Genomic DNA, 16,728 nt, shown 5'->3' with positions numbered 1-16,728 from the left:
TTTACACTGTACATAATGTATTTGAATAATACAAAGAAGAAACAAACATATCACATGAAAAATGAATAGAAAGGCTTTCAGAATGGACGATACAAAAACATTTAACGGTACAGACAGATACAAAATTCTTGAACGAATGGACAAGTGGTTGATAGAAAATAATGCTTCATATTATGGTAGCTCAGCTATGCAATGGACACTGCATGATGATGGTACATTTTCACTCAAGGTTCATTGGTCTGGTAATGACACAAATAAGTAATTCGACAAAAGGGGTTTCTCACGGTGATGAGGAACTCCTTTTTTGTCCCAAAATTTTTCATATATTATGTCAATGTATTTTTTTAATGTACACTGTGCGAGCTGTGGTAGCTGAATTGACAGCATACCAACAAAAAGAGCATAGGGAGATTTCAACATGCAACCCAAAAAGATTGCAGCACGATTTTTAGTTTCAGCGGCGGTGTTAGGCGTATTCGCATCATCAACCGCACCAATTGCGGTTCCGTTCTTCGGAACAACTACTGCAAGCGCTGCTTCTGATGTACGAGATGACACGTCAGAACGTTCAATTACTGTTCATAAGTACCAACGAGGCACAACTGCAACTACCGATGGTGAAACGACTGCCGGAATCGGTAATGAAAAAGGAATTGATGGTGCTAAGCCATTGGCAAATGTACCATTCGTTACTGTGAAGATTGCCCCCGCCACAGGCAAGACAGGTTCCGATATTGATTTATCTAAGTTAGAATCGGGCGCTGACTTGGCAGCGATTACTGCTGGCGAAACAGCAGGGAACTATACCGTTGTTGGTGCTTCAACAAATTACACGGGTAAAACAGACGAAGATGGTTCTTATAAGTTTGAACTAGGGACAGGTAAAGCGGCTGATGGGTACTACATCACTTCAGAACTTGCTTCTAAATCAGTTAAAGCACCTCACGCACCAACACTTGTGGCCTTACCACGGACGATTGACGACAAGCTGGTTTATGATGTCCAACTCAATCCAAAGAATGATATTGTCAACGATTTATCAGTTAATAAGTTCATTGAGAACTCAAAATTAGAGGGCGCATACGCTGGATCAACTAAAACCTATACATTTGCTGCCAATGCACCGGCAGGTTTATCTGATTCCATTAACGGATCAATTGTAACTGCTAAGAAATTTGAATTGTTGGATGCACTTAATGCGAACTTATCATATGCCGGCAACTTAAAATTTGCAGTAGGTAAGGTGTCTGATGGTGATACTGAATTATCGACTGCAACGCCGATTTCTTTAAACGCAGGAACTGACTACACAATTGCCGCGCCAACAGGGTTTGGTGGTGTTTTGAAGATTGACTTTACTTCTGCCGGAATGACAAAAGTAGCGAACGCAGTGGCTACGACCGGTGAAGATGCTAAGTTGTTAACTTCATTTGATACGACTGTTAAGGCCGATTCAAAATTGACAGGGTTAATTGCTAACTACTTAACTGTGGACTATACCAACGCTAACGGTGTTGAAATGGACAAAACGACTGTTCCAGGTACTCCAACGTTTACGCAAGACACTCCAGTTCCAGATCCTTTGTATCCAAAAACAACTGTAACCGAAAACGTTCCAGAAATTGCTTTAGGTGGATTTGATGGGGTTAAGGAAGATGAAAAATCTAAAGAACCGATTGCGGGTGCCAAATTTAAAATTGCGGCATCACAAGCAGATGCCACTGCTGGCAATTATTTACGATATAAATCAGCAACAGATGAAACTATTTTGACACCTAAGGACTCAGGATACGCTGCTGGGACTGATATTGAATTAACTTCGAATGCCGATGGTGAATTTTCACTGGGTGGGTTGTCTGTTGATGGCAAATTAGGAACTGACTATTTCGTTGTTGAAACACATGCACCAAAAGGCTATGACCGTATTAGTGATCCTGTGAAAGTTCATGTAACGATTGCGACGCTTGATGGCAAAGTTGACCAAGAATTCTTGGACGCTAAGCAAACAATTTTACCAATGACTGGTACTAACCTCGCGTTAGCTGGATTAGCACTTGTCGCTATTGTCGGCGCTGGTGGTGCATTTATTTTGAATAAAAACAATAAGTCAATTGACGCTGCCTTGGATGAATTAACAGATTAATTCAGGTAATTCATATCAAGCAGTATCAAGCTATATTAATTTAGAAAATAATCCATTTATCTCAGTCAATGTAGGCTTGGGGATCAGCCAGGGGCTTGTGGTTTTTTAATTCTACAATTCGGGTTCGATTCCCGATTGGTACTTTTGACGAACAATCATTTTCAATTGGTTGTTCGCTTCAATTTAGAAACAAAGATATTTATGCGAAATAGTGGGTGTAAACGTGGTTAAACAAAATATTGCTTTAATGACACCAGAGGAAAAAAGAGAATATGCAAAAAAATTAATACTTAAAAAGAAAAGGAAATCATTAGTGGCGACGCTAATGTTGATTACCGCGGTAATAGTTGGAATGTACCCTGTTGTCGGATATTTCATCAATAATCACTCCAACAGCTATGTAGTTCAGAAGTATGACGATTCTATCAGTCGTGCCTCAAAAGCAACGTTAGCACGGCAATTGACCGATGCGCGGTCCTATAATATTGAACTCTTCAAACGTCAAGCTAGTGACTCTGGTGGCACACAAGACAAATACATGAAGTCATGGTACAGCAAAACATATAACAATCAAACCTTGCTAGGCTATGTAGAGATTCCTGACATCAATATGAAGAACCTACCAATATATAAGCACACTGATTTAAATACTTTAGATCGTGGAGTTGGGCAATTTGATACATCTTCACTCCCAACCGGAAGTGATAACACACATTCAGTTTTGTCGGGGCATTCAGGAGTTAAGACGGAACGACTTTTTTCTGATGTACAAACAATGAAAAAAGGGGACGTTTTCTATGTTCATAGCCTTGGCAAGACGTTTGCTTACAAAGTGTTTGAAATTGAAAAGGTAAAGCCCAGTCAAGTTGATAAAACATTAATTCGTAAGAATCAAGATATTGTAACGCTATTGACGTGTTGGCCAACTGGAATTAACACGTATCGGATTTTAGTAATGGGAGAACGGGTGCCAATAAAAGTGGCCGAGAAAGTTCCCACACAAGTTCGAAATTGGTTTGCGTATCAATATGTGATTCCTGCATTTTTGATAGTTGTGATGTTAGTAATTGGCGTGTTAGCACTAAGAAAGAAACACAAGAGAAAAACACTTTTGGTGAAAGGAACATCAAATTATGAAAATCAATAAACCGAAAATATCTTTGGTTTTGACGGGAATGATACTAGCTAGTGTTCTATTCACGTTTAGGGTAGAAGCAAGTCAAAATCCCTCGGTAAGCATTGCGATTCAAAAAGATGTTCGTACTGGTAGAAGCAATACATTTATACCATTAAATCATGAACGATACACAATCAAGCAAGTTGTGGCCACGAATAACCATCAAATTGTTTTGAAAGATTCAAAATCGTTTTCCTTTACTGGATTTACAAAGGTGATAACGACTGACGTACATGGTCATGCGGAACTAACTGATCGTGATGGCATGACACCTGGCACATACGTAGTATTTGAAAACAAATCGAAATTAGTTAAGGCGCCGATGGAACCGGTCTTAGTTTCCTTGCCTTTGAAGGTAAATGGCAAAAGTTCATATCATGTTGAATTAATTCCTAAAAGTGGATTGATTCGTTCAGTACCATTGGAAAAACCGATTCAAAAGTTAGGACAAATTAAAATCCAAAGTTTGATAAAAGGGACAAATAAACCACTGTCTGGCATTAAATTGAAACTCGCGTTATCAAAAAAGGATGCAATGAATGGTGTTTTCGTTCAACGCAATGGCCGTGATTACACTGTTACGGCGGATAGACAAGGGTTTGCCACATTTCAAGGTTTGAGTAAGGCCAAGTACTGGTTGGTTGAGAGTAAAGGTGTCAATGGCTACAGGCTGTTAACTAAGGCGTCAACGGTCTATACATCCTTTGACATTACTTCAAAAACTGTAAAAGTTTATAGCGCTAAAGAACAAACACTTCGAAAACTTGCACAAACTGGCTTTGATATGAAACGTAATCCAGTGCTTTTAACCATTGGAGCTATTGGCATGGTTCTTGGAATGGTCATGTTATTTCTGAATAGAAAGCGAGAGGAAATTTAACATGATTATTGGCAAACTTATTAATTTCAAAGTTAAAAGAAGGAGTTTGAGAATTTATGGCAGTTAAGTATAAATTTTTATGTATTGCGATTTTACTATTTAGTATCGCAATTGGCACAAATTTTGTAATTAAGGACGCTCATGCAGACGTCGCAAGTGATTTTCAAAAGAACAAACCAACAATGGTAAATACCGATACGGACGAAGAAAACGTACAGGATAATAAATTAAGTGATAATAGCGAAAAGTGGACAAGCAAATATATTGAATACGTGCCAACAACTGATTCAGCATCGTATTGGAGTGATGTGAATTTTCAAATTTCAATTCCAAAGAATGATAATGCGTACTTCTATACAAGTTCAGTTGATATTTATCAAGATGGCACAGCTGATGTAACTAAAAAGTTTAAAGTGACTAGCACAAATGCCGGTGATGGAACTACGACAGTGACGTATACACCGGATAAATCATTTATCAGTTCAAGTGATTTTTATGGACACTCTTATGTAATTCAAAATTACTTTCATGCATCACAAACTAACACAAAAGATGACTTGCTAAAAGTAAGTGGGACAGCATATTTTAAAAATGATACAGACGAATATGATTTCTCATCAAATGAAGCCACAACACTTATACCGGGAATGACACTGATTCATTATATTGATCAAGATGGAAACAAGATTAAAGATGATGTGGTAATTAAAGACCCTACATCAAAGTCAACTGACTTTTGGCGAAATGAAACAGCGCCATTTAGTGGGCCACGTGATGCGGTCATTCAAAAAGGGATTGTTAATTATTATTACGATTCGGAATTAACCTATATTAATAATAGCAATTTTAGGATTCAGAGTTTTTCAGATTTAACATTCTCATCGGGAAGCTATCCAGTAATTGGGCCCAAGACTACGGAATTAACGTATGTTTATAGGCGACCTCAAAAATTGACCGTACATTTTGTAAATCAGTTTGGAGAGAAAATATTGGCTGATGTTGTTCCGGTTGCGATGGCCTGGCAAGGTGGTGGTGCAGGTCAGGTTACATTCAATTTTGATGAAAGTGATTCTAGTGAAATATTTGCTCAATTAAACAGTGATTATTCGACTTCAAAAGGCAATGAAAGGGACGGTGCAGTTAATGGTACAGGCTTAAATTATACGGATATTTGGATTCCTTCGCAGGATGGACAGAAAACGTGGACGGAATCAAGTCCATATTTACGGGTTACGAGTGCTCGTACTGCCGCGGGTCAAGCGCTAGCTGGATATAAGTTTTTACCAGATAGTTCATTTATTGATTATCCTCCCCGTAATCAGTTTACAAGCAATATAAGAGTTAATGGAGTTAGCGCGGCTTATATGGAAAATATTCCAATGTATAAGAATAGGAATGAAGTTGATGATGTAAATAATTATGGAATACCAGGTTATGGTGACGCAACTTTGGCCAGGGATAAAGAAATTACATTAGTCTACAAAAAGCCATCTAAAGTCCATTATTTTGACCAAGATGGCACTGAATATTTTCCAAAACAAGGTAATGCCAACTGGGCTTCATTAGGTATTGATTTCAACAGTTATACAGTTGATTGGTATCGAGCGAATACCAGTGATAGGACAAATACCGCTATGTTTAATGGGTATTTAGATAAAACGGATGATTCATCTATTCAGGAACCAATGCAGATTTCAAGTATGTTAACAAAATTGAAAAATAATAGTTTGAATTTTAATTGGAGCTCACCAAGTTCATCTGTGAATAATCAATCGTTACCAATTCCAGATTGGAACGATTTAGTAAACATCGTCCCCTTAGCCATTAATGAAGTATATCGGAAAGCACAAAAGCTTACGGTGCACTACGTTGATTCTGATGGTAAGTCAATTGCAAACGATATAACCAATAGTTGGTATCCAATTTTGGGATTTTATGGAACCTCAGATTTCGATAACAGCAGAGAATCAACTAGGAACTATTCATTACCGGTTTCATCATCGAATTACATGTTGATGAAAAATTCAAAATTATTTTACAACGTAAATAAAGACATTGATGGATATGTATTACAAAATCCAGATACAGCCGATGTTGCACTTGGAATGGACTATTTGAACGATGATAAGGCCGTTTTGATGAAAGATAAAGAAGTGACGTTGGTTTACGATAAGGCACCCAAAGGTGATGTATTAGTTACTAAACATGGAGTAGGTGGTGAGGTGCTTGCTGGTACTGAATTCTCGTTAAAAGATAAGGCTGGAAACCTTGTATCAATAGGTAAAACTGATGCAAATGGTGAACATATCTTCAAGGATTTGTTGGCAGGTGACTATTCATTAACTGAAACGGGTGCGCCAGATGGATACAACATTATGAATAAAAAGCCAGTTGACTTTACAGTAGTGGCTTCTAAACAACAAACAGTTTCGTTTGTCGATGATGCAAAAACAGAGCTACCTGATACTGGTACCAATTCAAGGATTTTGTTGGCGTCCCAAGGTCTATTTACAATTTTATTAGCAATTGGTGGTATGTTGCTGTCAGTCAAAATGCGAAAAACAGAGGAGTTAGGAAATTGATTAAAACACAAAAAGGACTATTAAAAGTGTTGCTACTACTAATGATCGTTATTGGTGGGACATCTGTACCTGGGATTGCTAGTGCAAGCACTAAAAGTTATTCACCAATTAATCCATTTAAGTTGGACAATCCCCAGCATATAACGTATCGATTTCAAAATGGTACAAAAGCAAATAAGCGGATTTTTCAAAAAGCAGTAAAGAAATGGAATGGGACAAAACTCGTACACTTCGAACAAGTTAAAACGAAGGCAACCATTGTTGTACGTTGGCAAAATAAAAGTGCTAAAGAGACGACTAATGCAACTGGAGCCACTAAGATTTGGACACGTGGAAACATGATTGATCACGAAGTCATTAGTTTATATACCCAGGCAGCTAAAGATTGGCATCTTTCAGCAGAAGGGAAGTACCTAAATGATGCACATGAACTTGGACACGCTCTTGGATTGAAACATGACAAGAATCGACACAGCGTTATGAATCAGTTCTTTATTGATGGAAAGTACGATTACTATATCACTACTCAAAATCTAAATGCTGTAAAGCAAATTTATCATGAGTAGATATAACATTGTGGAGGAAATTGTTATTACCAAACAAACCATTAAATTAATAATTGGGTGTTTAACGATGGTGGTTACAATGGCTTTTGTGTCAGATTTTGCGGTATACAATTTATACGCAAACGTGTTCAATGTAGCTCTGCCTAGGAAGGCATTGTTTTTTGCAGATTTAATTGTTGTTTGCGTCTCGATATTAGTCTCTGATTCTGTTGGAAATAGTAACGTAACATCTCATGAATAACTAGAGCATCAAGTAAATAACAAATTAGGGTGAAAGCCCCTAATTCTAGAAATGTCGTCTAATGGCAAGTCAATGTAACAACTTAAAGAATAAATTTTCCAAATGAAGTTAATGATGTCAATTTGTTACGGCTTAGCCGGAATATATGTAAAAAAATTGATGTCACATGACTACGAAGATATGCTAAACTCAAGACTATAAATTTGAAATGGAGAACTAACATGGCTAACAAAAAAGAACTTACTGACCAAGTAGCAGTTGCTACTGACTTAACTAAGAAAGATGCTGGAGCTGCCGTTGATGCACTTTTCAACGTAATTCAAGAATACTTAGCTAAGGGCGAAAACGTTCAATTGGTCGGCTTTGGTAACTTTGAAGTTCGTGACCGTGCCGCTCGTAAAGGCCGTAACCCACGAACTGGTGCCGAAATTGAAATCGCTGCCTCTGTTGTGCCTGTATTCAAGCCTGGTAAGGCATTGAAGGAAGCAGTCGCTAAGAAATAACATAAATGACGAGGTATGTCCATTAAGTTGGATAATACATCGTCATTTTTTGTTTGAATTATTACATCTCGTACATATGAAAATTGCGAAAGGTGTTAATTATGTAACGTTGCTGAAACTACAATTGGTGCAGTTAACAATAAAATCTCAAAAAATTCACAAATAATTCAAATGCATAAGCTTTAATGAATATACATAGTTAATTATTATATTTTTGGGGGAATATTTTATGAACAAAGTTTTAAAAAATGTAGGGGTGATGATAGCAACCGTGGGAATTGTTAACGAGTTGCTATTTTCGATTGGATTGGGTATTGGACGTGCTGATGTGCTTCAAGATACGTATACTGAAGGTGAAGATACGCTTGTTGTCACCAAAGATGGGGGTGCGGAATTAAAATCGTATTTAGATGAAAATGAAATTGACGCTATTATTGGAAATGCAAAATATCTCCGAGCTGCTACAGTAAACGAACTTAACGGTGGAGATAGTGCAACTTTAAATAAAGCTTTTGCCGCAGTTAGTGCTAATGGTAAAGTTAATCTCCAAGGCACATTTAAAATTGGTACGGAAGTTAAACTGCCGGCTGCTAGTGGTGTTACTATTGATGCAAGCGGTGCAACCTTTACCGGATCGGGATATTTTTATTCCGTTAAACAAGCCAAAAATTTGACTTGGAAAAACGGTACATTTGCAACAAAAGGTGCTACATCAGGTTCTCATTCATTTCGTCTTTTCAAAGTTGATGGATTGACACTGGATAACCTAACCATCAATTTTCACGCGGCGAACACCCACTTTGTGGATTTAATGGGTTGTAAAAATATTAATATAAAGAATTGTGATTTTAATGGCTATGGGGCTACTAAGGACCGTGGGAAACTCCGAGATACGGATGATGAAAAGAAAAACCCTACACATAAATATAAAGGTCTATATAATGAATCTATTGACGTAGATTATGCCTCAGATGAAGGTGCGGGCGGATTTGGTGAAAAGCACGTAGCCAAGGGAGATTTCGACGATACACCAACTACAAATATCGATGTACGCAGAAATCGGTGGGTTCCTCGTAGCGATTCTTACGCACAATTTCCTATTGGGCAGCACTATAAGGTTACGGGCAAAAAAATCAGTGGAATTAAATTCAATTACAATTATGTCTATAACCCGGTTCCAACAGGTGGCTTATCGATAGGAAGTGATATGTCTAATTCATTACTCGCACCTGTGCACTTTCCAAAAATTTGGGATAGCACATTTGCTGGAAATTATTTCCGTTATAACTATGCAGACTACAAGGTAGACAAGAGTATCGCTATTTCAACTTGGGTTAAGAAAACGCATACTGAGAAAGTTGATATGACAAAAATTCGGGTTTACGAAAATAAATCAAGTGATGGTGCCAAGGGAGGTGGGATTGGATTCTTTAATAAAAGTGGTAGTACGATGCACGTTTCCATTGTAGGTAATAATTTTGGATCGTACAACAAAGATAGTGGTGTAACCTATGATGGTGGTGCAATTCCAGATGGGTTTGATAGTGCCCAAATGATTAAGGAGTAAATTATGAATAAGAAGAATGCATTTTTGGGATTGTTAACAGTTATTGCTAGTGTGTCTTTTGTTAGTAGTGCTTCCGCCGCGACAAGTGCTAAAAGCTATATTACATCTGAGCCAACATATGTGAAAGCAAAACAAAAAATTGCAGTGGGGTACACTGGAAAAAACGGTAAGAAGAAAGTTTACGTGAAAAAAGGAACTGTTCTTCGAGTAATACCAAGCGAAAATGTGAAGGGAATTCCTACGTTTAGTTTTGATGCTAATACACTAAGTTCGAAACAGTTGAATAAGAAAAAGATTAACGCGACAACTATTGTAACGGCTAAGAAAAAATATTTTTCAATCGTTAAGCCCAAGACAAATAGTATAAATGGTTGGCAGTTCCGGAACACCGGTGCAACCGTCACTTTGAGTGATTTTGAAGAGTCACTCCAAACCCCAACTTTTTCGATTACAACTGACGGTAAATCATTGAAATATAATGACTATGGTGAAATGTCTGAACACAAAATTACTAAGATGACGAAAAAAGGATCTAAATATACGGTTATCTATGAACGGAAATTACCAGGGTTTAAAAATAAGAAGAACTCAAAAAATAAGGGAACGTACAAACTCACAATACAAAATAAATTTAAAAAAGCTTATCCATTTAAGAATATTAGTGCAGTTCATTTAGCACAAATTCAGGATGCCGGTTATTCAATTAGTAATGAAGATAAAAAAGTTGTGATTTATCAGTATAAAATTAACGATAAGACTCTCTTTTCGAGACGTGGCCTACCACAATATGGACAGTTTGTTTAGAAAAATTGTGAGCGGAGAAATAACACACGAATAAATAAAAAATCAGGTAACTTAGTAATATTTGGTTATCTGATTTTTGTGTTATTGTGAATTTTGTCGAACTCCTCGAATCCAGATCTATTGTGATTGAAAACAAAGTATTCTTGCATTTAAGCCAGGTAAGGCATTGAAGGATGCTTAGCTGTTAAGAAGTAAGACCATTATTGTGGTTTTTTCTCCTTTTTTGAATCAGGTATTAGCAGTACAATACATAAAAGAAACAGAGAGGATAACAAATTAAATGTATCAAGTAATTGGAATAAACAGCGATAAAATCTATTTCGAAGGAAAAACAAAATCGGACGCAGTTCAGTGGGTTAATTCGCTCGAGACAGATAGCAAATCTGGATATAAAAATGGTGGTGACTTAAATATTCCGGAACCGTTACACATTATTCGTAAACCGGGGAATGAATAGATGTACGAAGTCACAATTAATGTTGTGACTTTTTTAATTTGATGAAGTAAACGAAAGGGGTGAAGGCAACTACTACATTGAAAAAACTTAAAAATGAATGCATTGGATATAGAATCTAAGCACAATCAATTCACTACAGCTTATGCCTAGGAGAAACGGTTAAATATACATAGTTGGGATTTATGTGTGATGGGAATTTTGCTGAAAAGTTACATTAAATTCACTGATAATTCACATTGTTCCTATAGAGTTGGGGCTGTTGATACGATGTGATTGACCGAAAAATAATTATGCCGTGCCAACAATTTATTTCAATGTTGTTATGATCAATTTCTGTTTCTGTTTCTGTTTTTTAGACAAAGGAGAAAATTTATGGCATTTCCAACACCGAAACATATTACTGCACACCACGAGTTTAACATTAAGGGTATGCACTGGACGAACACTATTCAACGGTATTACGTAGGCACAACATATGTGTATGCGTTGCAAAAGCATGACGATGGTGATACTGATGTGAATTATATTCACCGTTTATTGATTGATAATTCCACAACGCCATCGACGGCTACATTCCAAGACAGTATGCGATTGAATAACGTCGGGCATACGCAAACTCTGTCGTGGTATCAACACAATGGTCATGATTACTTTTGGGTCGGGGCAAACTTTAACACAGATATGCCAGCCGGTGAAGAACATGATAATTGGTCGGATCAACTTGGGCGTATCGAATACGTTGCAGGTAAAACAATCAATTATACCGACATTACACGATTGATTACTTTAGCCCGTGCGTCAAAAGATGGTTCGTCAATTGGGCACATTTATCGGGTAGATTCAGCGCTGTCAACTGATAATGCACATATGCTTGCATGGACTGAAAATAATTACAAAGTATATCCTTCGGAAACACGGACAATTCGTTATACAATTTATGACTTCAATGCAATCAATAAAGCATTAGATAATGTTGAAGCGTCCGGTGGTAAAACACTTGCTTGTGATGATGCCGCAGTAAAAGATGCTTGGTACTCTCAATATTCAGAAACATCTGATTTCTTTTTACCACATAATTCATGTCAAGGTGTAGAATTGACAAATGCAAATAACATTTATGTATGTGGTGGTGCATCAGATGATTATCCAGAATTTGGTCGTATGAGTGATACTGGTGGTTCACGTGTTAGTGTTGAGGCACATAACTCTAATTTTGATGCAAAGTCTGAAACTGAAGGAATTCAAATTAAATCAGATTTGGTTTACTTTGGAATTACAGATTCCGATAAGGACATTGATGATGGCCGATTTACAATTTGGACATTCCCAACATCCGATTTCTAAATAATTAAAAATAGTAGACACTCAAATTATTGGGTGTCTTTTTCTAGGTTCAGTTGGTCAAATGAAATTATGGTGTTACCAGTAACGCCTTATTTCAGCTTATAGGCCGGGTAACACACAGAACATACTCTTTTATTACACATTAAGTGCAAATACTTCACACTCAAAGTGTAAAGTTAAGTATGTTAATACCTTGTTAATAGTATTAATGTTTCCAGATTATTTCAATGTTGTTCTTATACAATTCTGTTTAGGCAAAGGAGAAAATTTTATGGCAGACTTTCCAGATCCAAAAGTAATTTCAGCGCGGTTAGAATTTCAAATCCATGGTATGCACTGGACTAACACAATTCAACGTTATTATGTGGGTTCGACTTATGTATATGCATTACAAAAACATGATGAAAACCCAGATGATCCGGATACACATGTTGATGTGAACTATATTCACCGGTTATTAATTGACGATTCAACATCACCGGCGACTGCAACATATCAAGATAGTATGCGCATGAATAATGTTGGTCATACACAAACGCTCTCATGGTATCAACATAACGGACATGATTATTTCTGGGTGGGAACAAATTTCAATACCAATGTACCGGATGAAGAAAAGCATGAAGATTGGGCAGATCAACTAGGCCGTGTAGAATACGTGGCTGGAAAAACTATCAACTATACTGATGTTAGTCGTTTGATAACGTTGGCGCGCGCCTCACAAGATGGGTCTTCGTTTGGTCACTTGTATAGAGCTGATTCAGCATTATCATCAGATAATGGACATATGTTAGTATGGGCAGAGAATAACTATAAAATGTATCCATCTGAAACGCGAACGATTCGGTATACAATTTATGATTTCAATGCCATCAATGTAGCATTAGATGCTGCGGAAATTGCTGGTCGAAAAACAATTGCATGTGATGATGCCGAAGTCCGAGCCGCAGTGGTCTATCATGAATATTCAGAAACTAAAGATTTCTTTTTACCTCATGGATCATGTCAAGGTGTTGAATTAACAAATGCGGATAGTATTTATGTCTGTGGAGGCGGTTCTGCTGATTTTCCAGAATTTGGACGAATGAGTCACACTGGTGGTTCACAGACAAGTGTTGAAGCTCAAAATCCGGAATTTAAGGATCATAAATCTGAGACAGAGGGTATACAGATTAAAGATAATCGAGTTTACTTTGGTATCACAGATTCAGATAATCCCATTGACGAACGATTCCATATATGGTCATTCCCAAGCTCTGATTTTTAATCATAATTAATAAATAGCTTCATGAATCTAATGCAGATTTGTGAAGCTATTTTTCAATATTTGTGCAATGAATATTACAAAAATGCCGAAAACACTATTCCAAAAAAATCTGGTAATTTGTGAGCGATTTTGAAACAAATAGGGCGCTAAAAACGCCCTCGTATGCTATTCTTGGTTTTATGACGTAACGATAGTTATTATTACATTAAGAATCGAAAATATAACCGAAATTATTGACAATGTGTGCGATGGGCGAATATATTGAATGCAAGTGACTCGAAATGGGTATTTAGTTAGTAGTGAAGGAGATATGGATTTGTTGAAGTATGGGGAATTAAATAAATATACGAAACAGCATGGGGTATGGTTAACCATTATGCTAGTTGTAACAATGGGATTGACGTTTGGATTGCTGCTTCTAAGTGGCACGTCACTGGTTGCGCAAGGTGATTCATTCAATCAGCATATTAACGTCTATGCTCAATTCCATCAGTATCTAGTAGAGTTCTTACAGCATCCAAAAGCGTTCGGGACATGGGATTGGCGGATTGCTAATGGGAGTGATTGGTTCAATACGTTTTCATATTATATTGTGGGTGATCCGTTTGGCTATCTCATGTTGTTTTTTAATCGGGCACATACGTTATTAGGCTATGAAATTATTGTGTTGTTGCGTTTTGTAGCGGCAGCGTTTGCTTTCAATTACATGGCAGCAAAGTTTAAATTTTCACCAAAAATTGCGGCGCTTGGGAGTACATTATATGTTTTTTCAGCGTTTGGCGTTTACGCTACTTTAGTCCAACCGTTATTTATGAATGCAATGATTATTTTACCGTTGTTGCTGGTCTTAGTTGAACGTTATTTTGCGACTAAGAAAGGACTATGGTTGAGCGTTGTCATTGCGCTAGCGTTCACAAGTAATTTTTATTGGGCGATTATTCTAGCAATTATTGTTGGTATTTATGCCTTAACAACGTATCTAATAAATTATCGCAATACTAAATGGCTTTTCGACTGGGCACAATTGATTGGTTACATCGTACTAGGGGTTGGATTATCCGCGGTACTATTATGGCCAACGATGACAATGATGAGTCAATCATCACGTGTGGGAACTGGTTTTGAGAATCTGACAGCATTTTATCCATTACGTTATTATGTGCAACTATTATCAATGCCACTGGGTTTAAAAAATACAATTTCACCAAGTATCTACTGGATTCAAGGTAGTGTAAGTGCGTTATCATTAATCGGAACAATCTGGTTAATTGTCCAACGCAAACAACTGAAAGTTCAAGCCCGGATGATGTTCATCGTGTATGGGTTACTGCTCTTTCCAATAACCAGTGTGCTGATGTCATTGGGTAACTTGGCAACAAACCGCTGGATGTTCTTTGTGAATATTCTAACGTCATTTGGCGCCATGCATTTATTAACTAATCGAAAGTCTGTTACGGCGAGTGAGAAGGGTACCTTTGTCAAAATACTGGCTGGTTATTTGATTGTATTGGCAGTAAGTAATATATTCTTCCCGATTAACAATTATTCGGTATATACCCAACTAATTGGATTAGTAATTTTCACATTGCTGATTTTTAACCCAGGTAAAGGCAAATGGATTAAGCATGAAACGTTGTTTGCCGGTTTTTTTGTTGGAATGCTTGTGCTAACGGTTGGGTCGCAACTATACGATCCACTGACATATAGTTCCGTGAGTCTATTACGCACACAGACCGTTAAACAACGAACTAGTGATCCGACGGGATATAATAAGTTCTTTGCGAATTTAGCCACACCAGCTCAGCGTAAAACTGGGACTAATCAGTTAATCAAAGTTACACAAGCGGTCGGTTATCTCTTGCCGCGCTCGCGTAACAGCATGTTGAACATTTTTCCTGGTGATATGTATCTGGTGAATGATTATTATTCAACGGTACCCGCCTCTATGGTTGATTTTGGGAAAAATCAACTACGATTACCGAATTATCGGGAAGTTGCACCAATTGGGAGCGCCGATAATCGGTTTGTAGTCGCAAGCTATTTAGGGGCCGATTATATTCTTGCCAATCGTAAAACTTCATTGAGTAAGATAAAGCAGTATGTTCAGGTTGATAAGAATATTGCAGGTAAGTCTATCTTATTGAAGAATACTATGGCGCAGCCAGTTGCGTACTGGATGGCTGCTGATAAAGCATATGAAGCACCGGATGCCCTTAGTAAGTACTCGGATACATTATTACTGACTAACGTTGGTGTAAATGATAAAAAGGTAGCTAAGAACGCTGCGCAAATGATTAAAATGGCAAATGTAAGTACTGCCAAGCCAGTAGGTTACAAAACGCAACGTCCAAATGGCACAAAAGTCATGGTAAAACCAATTAATAACGATACCGCACAAGTCATGATTAAGTATCGTAAGGGCACAAAAGTGCAGTTACCGGCAACAATTACTGCTGGCTTAGGTGAAACACATGTCTACATTGATGACTTACAGTTTAAAGCGCTATCAAATATTGCGCAAGCTAAGTTAGATGCTAGACGTTTATCTGTCAAACACTGGCAAGGTAAATACATTGCTACCCGTCACGTGCTATTAGACTTTCATAAAACTTTTGGAATGCAAGTTGAGGCAAATAACTCTAAGCGAGTTGCACACCTAGAGCAAGCAGAACCCTCCAAAGGGGCCATGTATGAAAAACGTGATAAAGCTACGTTTAACCTAGGTATCACTAATAAAACTTTAGATTATATTCGGTTCCGCTTCAACCGTGATGGGACGTATACGTTTAAATTACGAATCGTACGCTGCAATTTAAACCAACATGTTCTACAAGATATTAAGACAAATCAACAAAATGCAATGACAGTTACACGCGCAGATTATTCGGGCATGACAGGAATGGTGAATAAACCCAAGGCGGGGTACCTAGTTACAAACATTCCATATTCAAATGGTTGGCGGGCAACTGTGAATGATCATGCAACAAAAATTGAACGAGTTAATAATGATTTTATTGGCTTAAAAGTTGCTTCTGGAGCAAATAAGATTAAGCTCAAATATCAAACACCAGGATTGAAGCTGGGGATAATAACGAGCTTGCTTTCACTATTAGTAGCACTTGTAATTGTATTAGTTGGAATTAAACGTCGGAAAAAGTAAAACACGATATTAATTAAGTAGCGTAATAGTCACTATT

General features: G+C 37.4%; 12 protein-coding genes. All 12 read left to right on the top strand.

All coding sequences use genetic code 11. From position 1 onward, the window contains the following. Nucleotides 1-82 precede the first annotated feature (82 nt). The 12 genes from EQG49_RS00175 to EQG49_RS00120 all read left to right on the top strand — a co-directional run bounded on the left by EQG49_RS00175 (nucleotide 83) and on the right by EQG49_RS00120 (nucleotide 16,691). Entirely contained in the window at nucleotides 83-262 is a 180-nt protein-coding gene (locus tag EQG49_RS00175; protein WP_133362050.1) for a hypothetical protein, read from the top strand. A 156-nt stretch (nucleotides 263-418) separates the two neighbouring features. Then, nucleotides 419-2,143, top strand: coding sequence for a SpaH/EbpB family LPXTG-anchored major pilin (locus EQG49_RS00170; protein ID WP_133362049.1), 1,725 nt, complete (start codon nucleotides 419-421; stop codon nucleotides 2,141-2,143). Between the two features lie 223 nt (nucleotides 2,144-2,366). Continuing rightward, the gene (locus EQG49_RS00165) at nucleotides 2,367-3,290 is read left to right on the top strand and encodes a class C sortase (protein WP_133362048.1); all 924 of its coding nucleotides are present in this window, start codon (nucleotides 2,367-2,369) and stop codon (nucleotides 3,288-3,290) included. Continuing rightward, nucleotides 3,277-4,200, top strand: coding sequence for an MSCRAMM family protein (locus EQG49_RS00160; protein WP_133362047.1), 924 nt, complete (start codon nucleotides 3,277-3,279; stop codon nucleotides 4,198-4,200). The genes EQG49_RS00165 and EQG49_RS00160 overlap by 14 nt, the downstream gene beginning before the upstream one ends. A gap of 56 nt (nucleotides 4,201-4,256) precedes the next feature. Beyond that, a complete protein-coding gene (locus EQG49_RS00155) occupies nucleotides 4,257-6,782 on the top strand; it encodes a SpaA isopeptide-forming pilin-related protein (RefSeq protein WP_133362046.1) in 2,526 nt (841 codons plus the stop codon). After that, nucleotides 6,779-7,348, top strand: a complete 570-nt coding sequence (locus EQG49_RS00150) for a matrixin family metalloprotease (protein ID WP_133362045.1) — start codon at nucleotides 6,779-6,781, stop codon at nucleotides 7,346-7,348. The genes EQG49_RS00155 and EQG49_RS00150 overlap by 4 nt, the downstream gene beginning before the upstream one ends. 462 nt (nucleotides 7,349-7,810) lie before the next feature. After that, complete coding sequence (locus EQG49_RS00145) at nucleotides 7,811-8,092, top strand: HU family DNA-binding protein (protein WP_133362044.1); 282 nt, start codon at nucleotides 7,811-7,813, stop codon at nucleotides 8,090-8,092. A gap of 229 nt (nucleotides 8,093-8,321) precedes the next feature. Further along, nucleotides 8,322-9,659 carry a hypothetical protein gene (locus EQG49_RS00140; RefSeq protein ID WP_133362043.1) on the top strand — a complete coding sequence of 446 codons (1,338 nt, stop codon included), beginning with the start codon at nucleotides 8,322-8,324 and terminating at the stop codon, nucleotides 9,657-9,659. Nucleotides 9,660-9,662: 3 nt separating this feature from the next. Continuing rightward, nucleotides 9,663-10,463: a hypothetical protein gene (locus EQG49_RS00135; RefSeq protein WP_133362042.1), complete on the top strand. Its 801-nt coding sequence runs from the start codon at nucleotides 9,663-9,665 to the stop codon at nucleotides 10,461-10,463. 829 nt (nucleotides 10,464-11,292) lie between these two features. Further along, complete coding sequence (locus tag EQG49_RS00130) at nucleotides 11,293-12,264, top strand: helveticin J family class III bacteriocin (RefSeq protein WP_133362041.1); 972 nt, start codon at nucleotides 11,293-11,295, stop codon at nucleotides 12,262-12,264. Between the two features lie 271 nt (nucleotides 12,265-12,535). Beyond that, the gene (locus EQG49_RS00125) at nucleotides 12,536-13,531 is read left to right on the top strand and encodes a helveticin J family class III bacteriocin (RefSeq protein WP_133362040.1); all 996 of its coding nucleotides are present in this window, start codon (nucleotides 12,536-12,538) and stop codon (nucleotides 13,529-13,531) included. 265 nt (nucleotides 13,532-13,796) lie between these two features. Then, nucleotides 13,797-16,691 (top strand): YfhO family protein, encoded by a 2,895-nt coding sequence (locus EQG49_RS00120; RefSeq protein ID WP_133362039.1) that lies wholly within the window; start codon nucleotides 13,797-13,799, stop codon nucleotides 16,689-16,691. Nucleotides 16,692-16,728: the final 37 nt, after the last annotated feature.

It is taken from the genome of Periweissella cryptocerci (assembly GCF_004358325.1).
Classification (GTDB): Bacteria; Bacillota; Bacilli; order Lactobacillales; family Lactobacillaceae; genus Periweissella; species Periweissella cryptocerci.
Note: the sequence above shows the minus strand (reverse complement) of the source record. Positions and strands in the feature narration are given on the sequence as shown.

Bases quoted from the DNA above. Each gene is read 5' to 3' on its own strand.
- EQG49_RS00175 (WP_133362050.1), top strand. From the start codon at position 83: ATGGACGATACAAAAACATTTAACGGTACAGACAGATACAAAATTCTT.
- EQG49_RS00170 (WP_133362049.1), top strand. From the start codon at position 419: ATGCAACCCAAAAAGATTGCAGCACGATTTTTAGTTTCAGCGGCGGTG.
- EQG49_RS00160 (WP_133362047.1), top strand. From the start codon at position 3,277: ATGAAAATCAATAAACCGAAAATATCTTTGGTTTTGACGGGAATGATA.
- EQG49_RS00155 (WP_133362046.1), top strand. From the start codon at position 4,257: ATGGCAGTTAAGTATAAATTTTTATGTATTGCGATTTTACTATTTAGT.
- EQG49_RS00145 (WP_133362044.1), top strand. From the start codon at position 7,811: ATGGCTAACAAAAAAGAACTTACTGACCAAGTAGCAGTTGCTACTGAC.
- EQG49_RS00140 (WP_133362043.1), top strand. From the start codon at position 8,322: ATGAACAAAGTTTTAAAAAATGTAGGGGTGATGATAGCAACCGTGGGA.
- EQG49_RS00135 (WP_133362042.1), top strand. From the start codon at position 9,663: ATGAATAAGAAGAATGCATTTTTGGGATTGTTAACAGTTATTGCTAGT.
- EQG49_RS00130 (WP_133362041.1), top strand. From the start codon at position 11,293: ATGGCATTTCCAACACCGAAACATATTACTGCACACCACGAGTTTAAC.
- EQG49_RS00125 (WP_133362040.1), top strand. From the start codon at position 12,536: ATGGCAGACTTTCCAGATCCAAAAGTAATTTCAGCGCGGTTAGAATTT.
- EQG49_RS00120 (WP_133362039.1), top strand. From the start codon at position 13,797: ATGCAAGTGACTCGAAATGGGTATTTAGTTAGTAGTGAAGGAGATATG.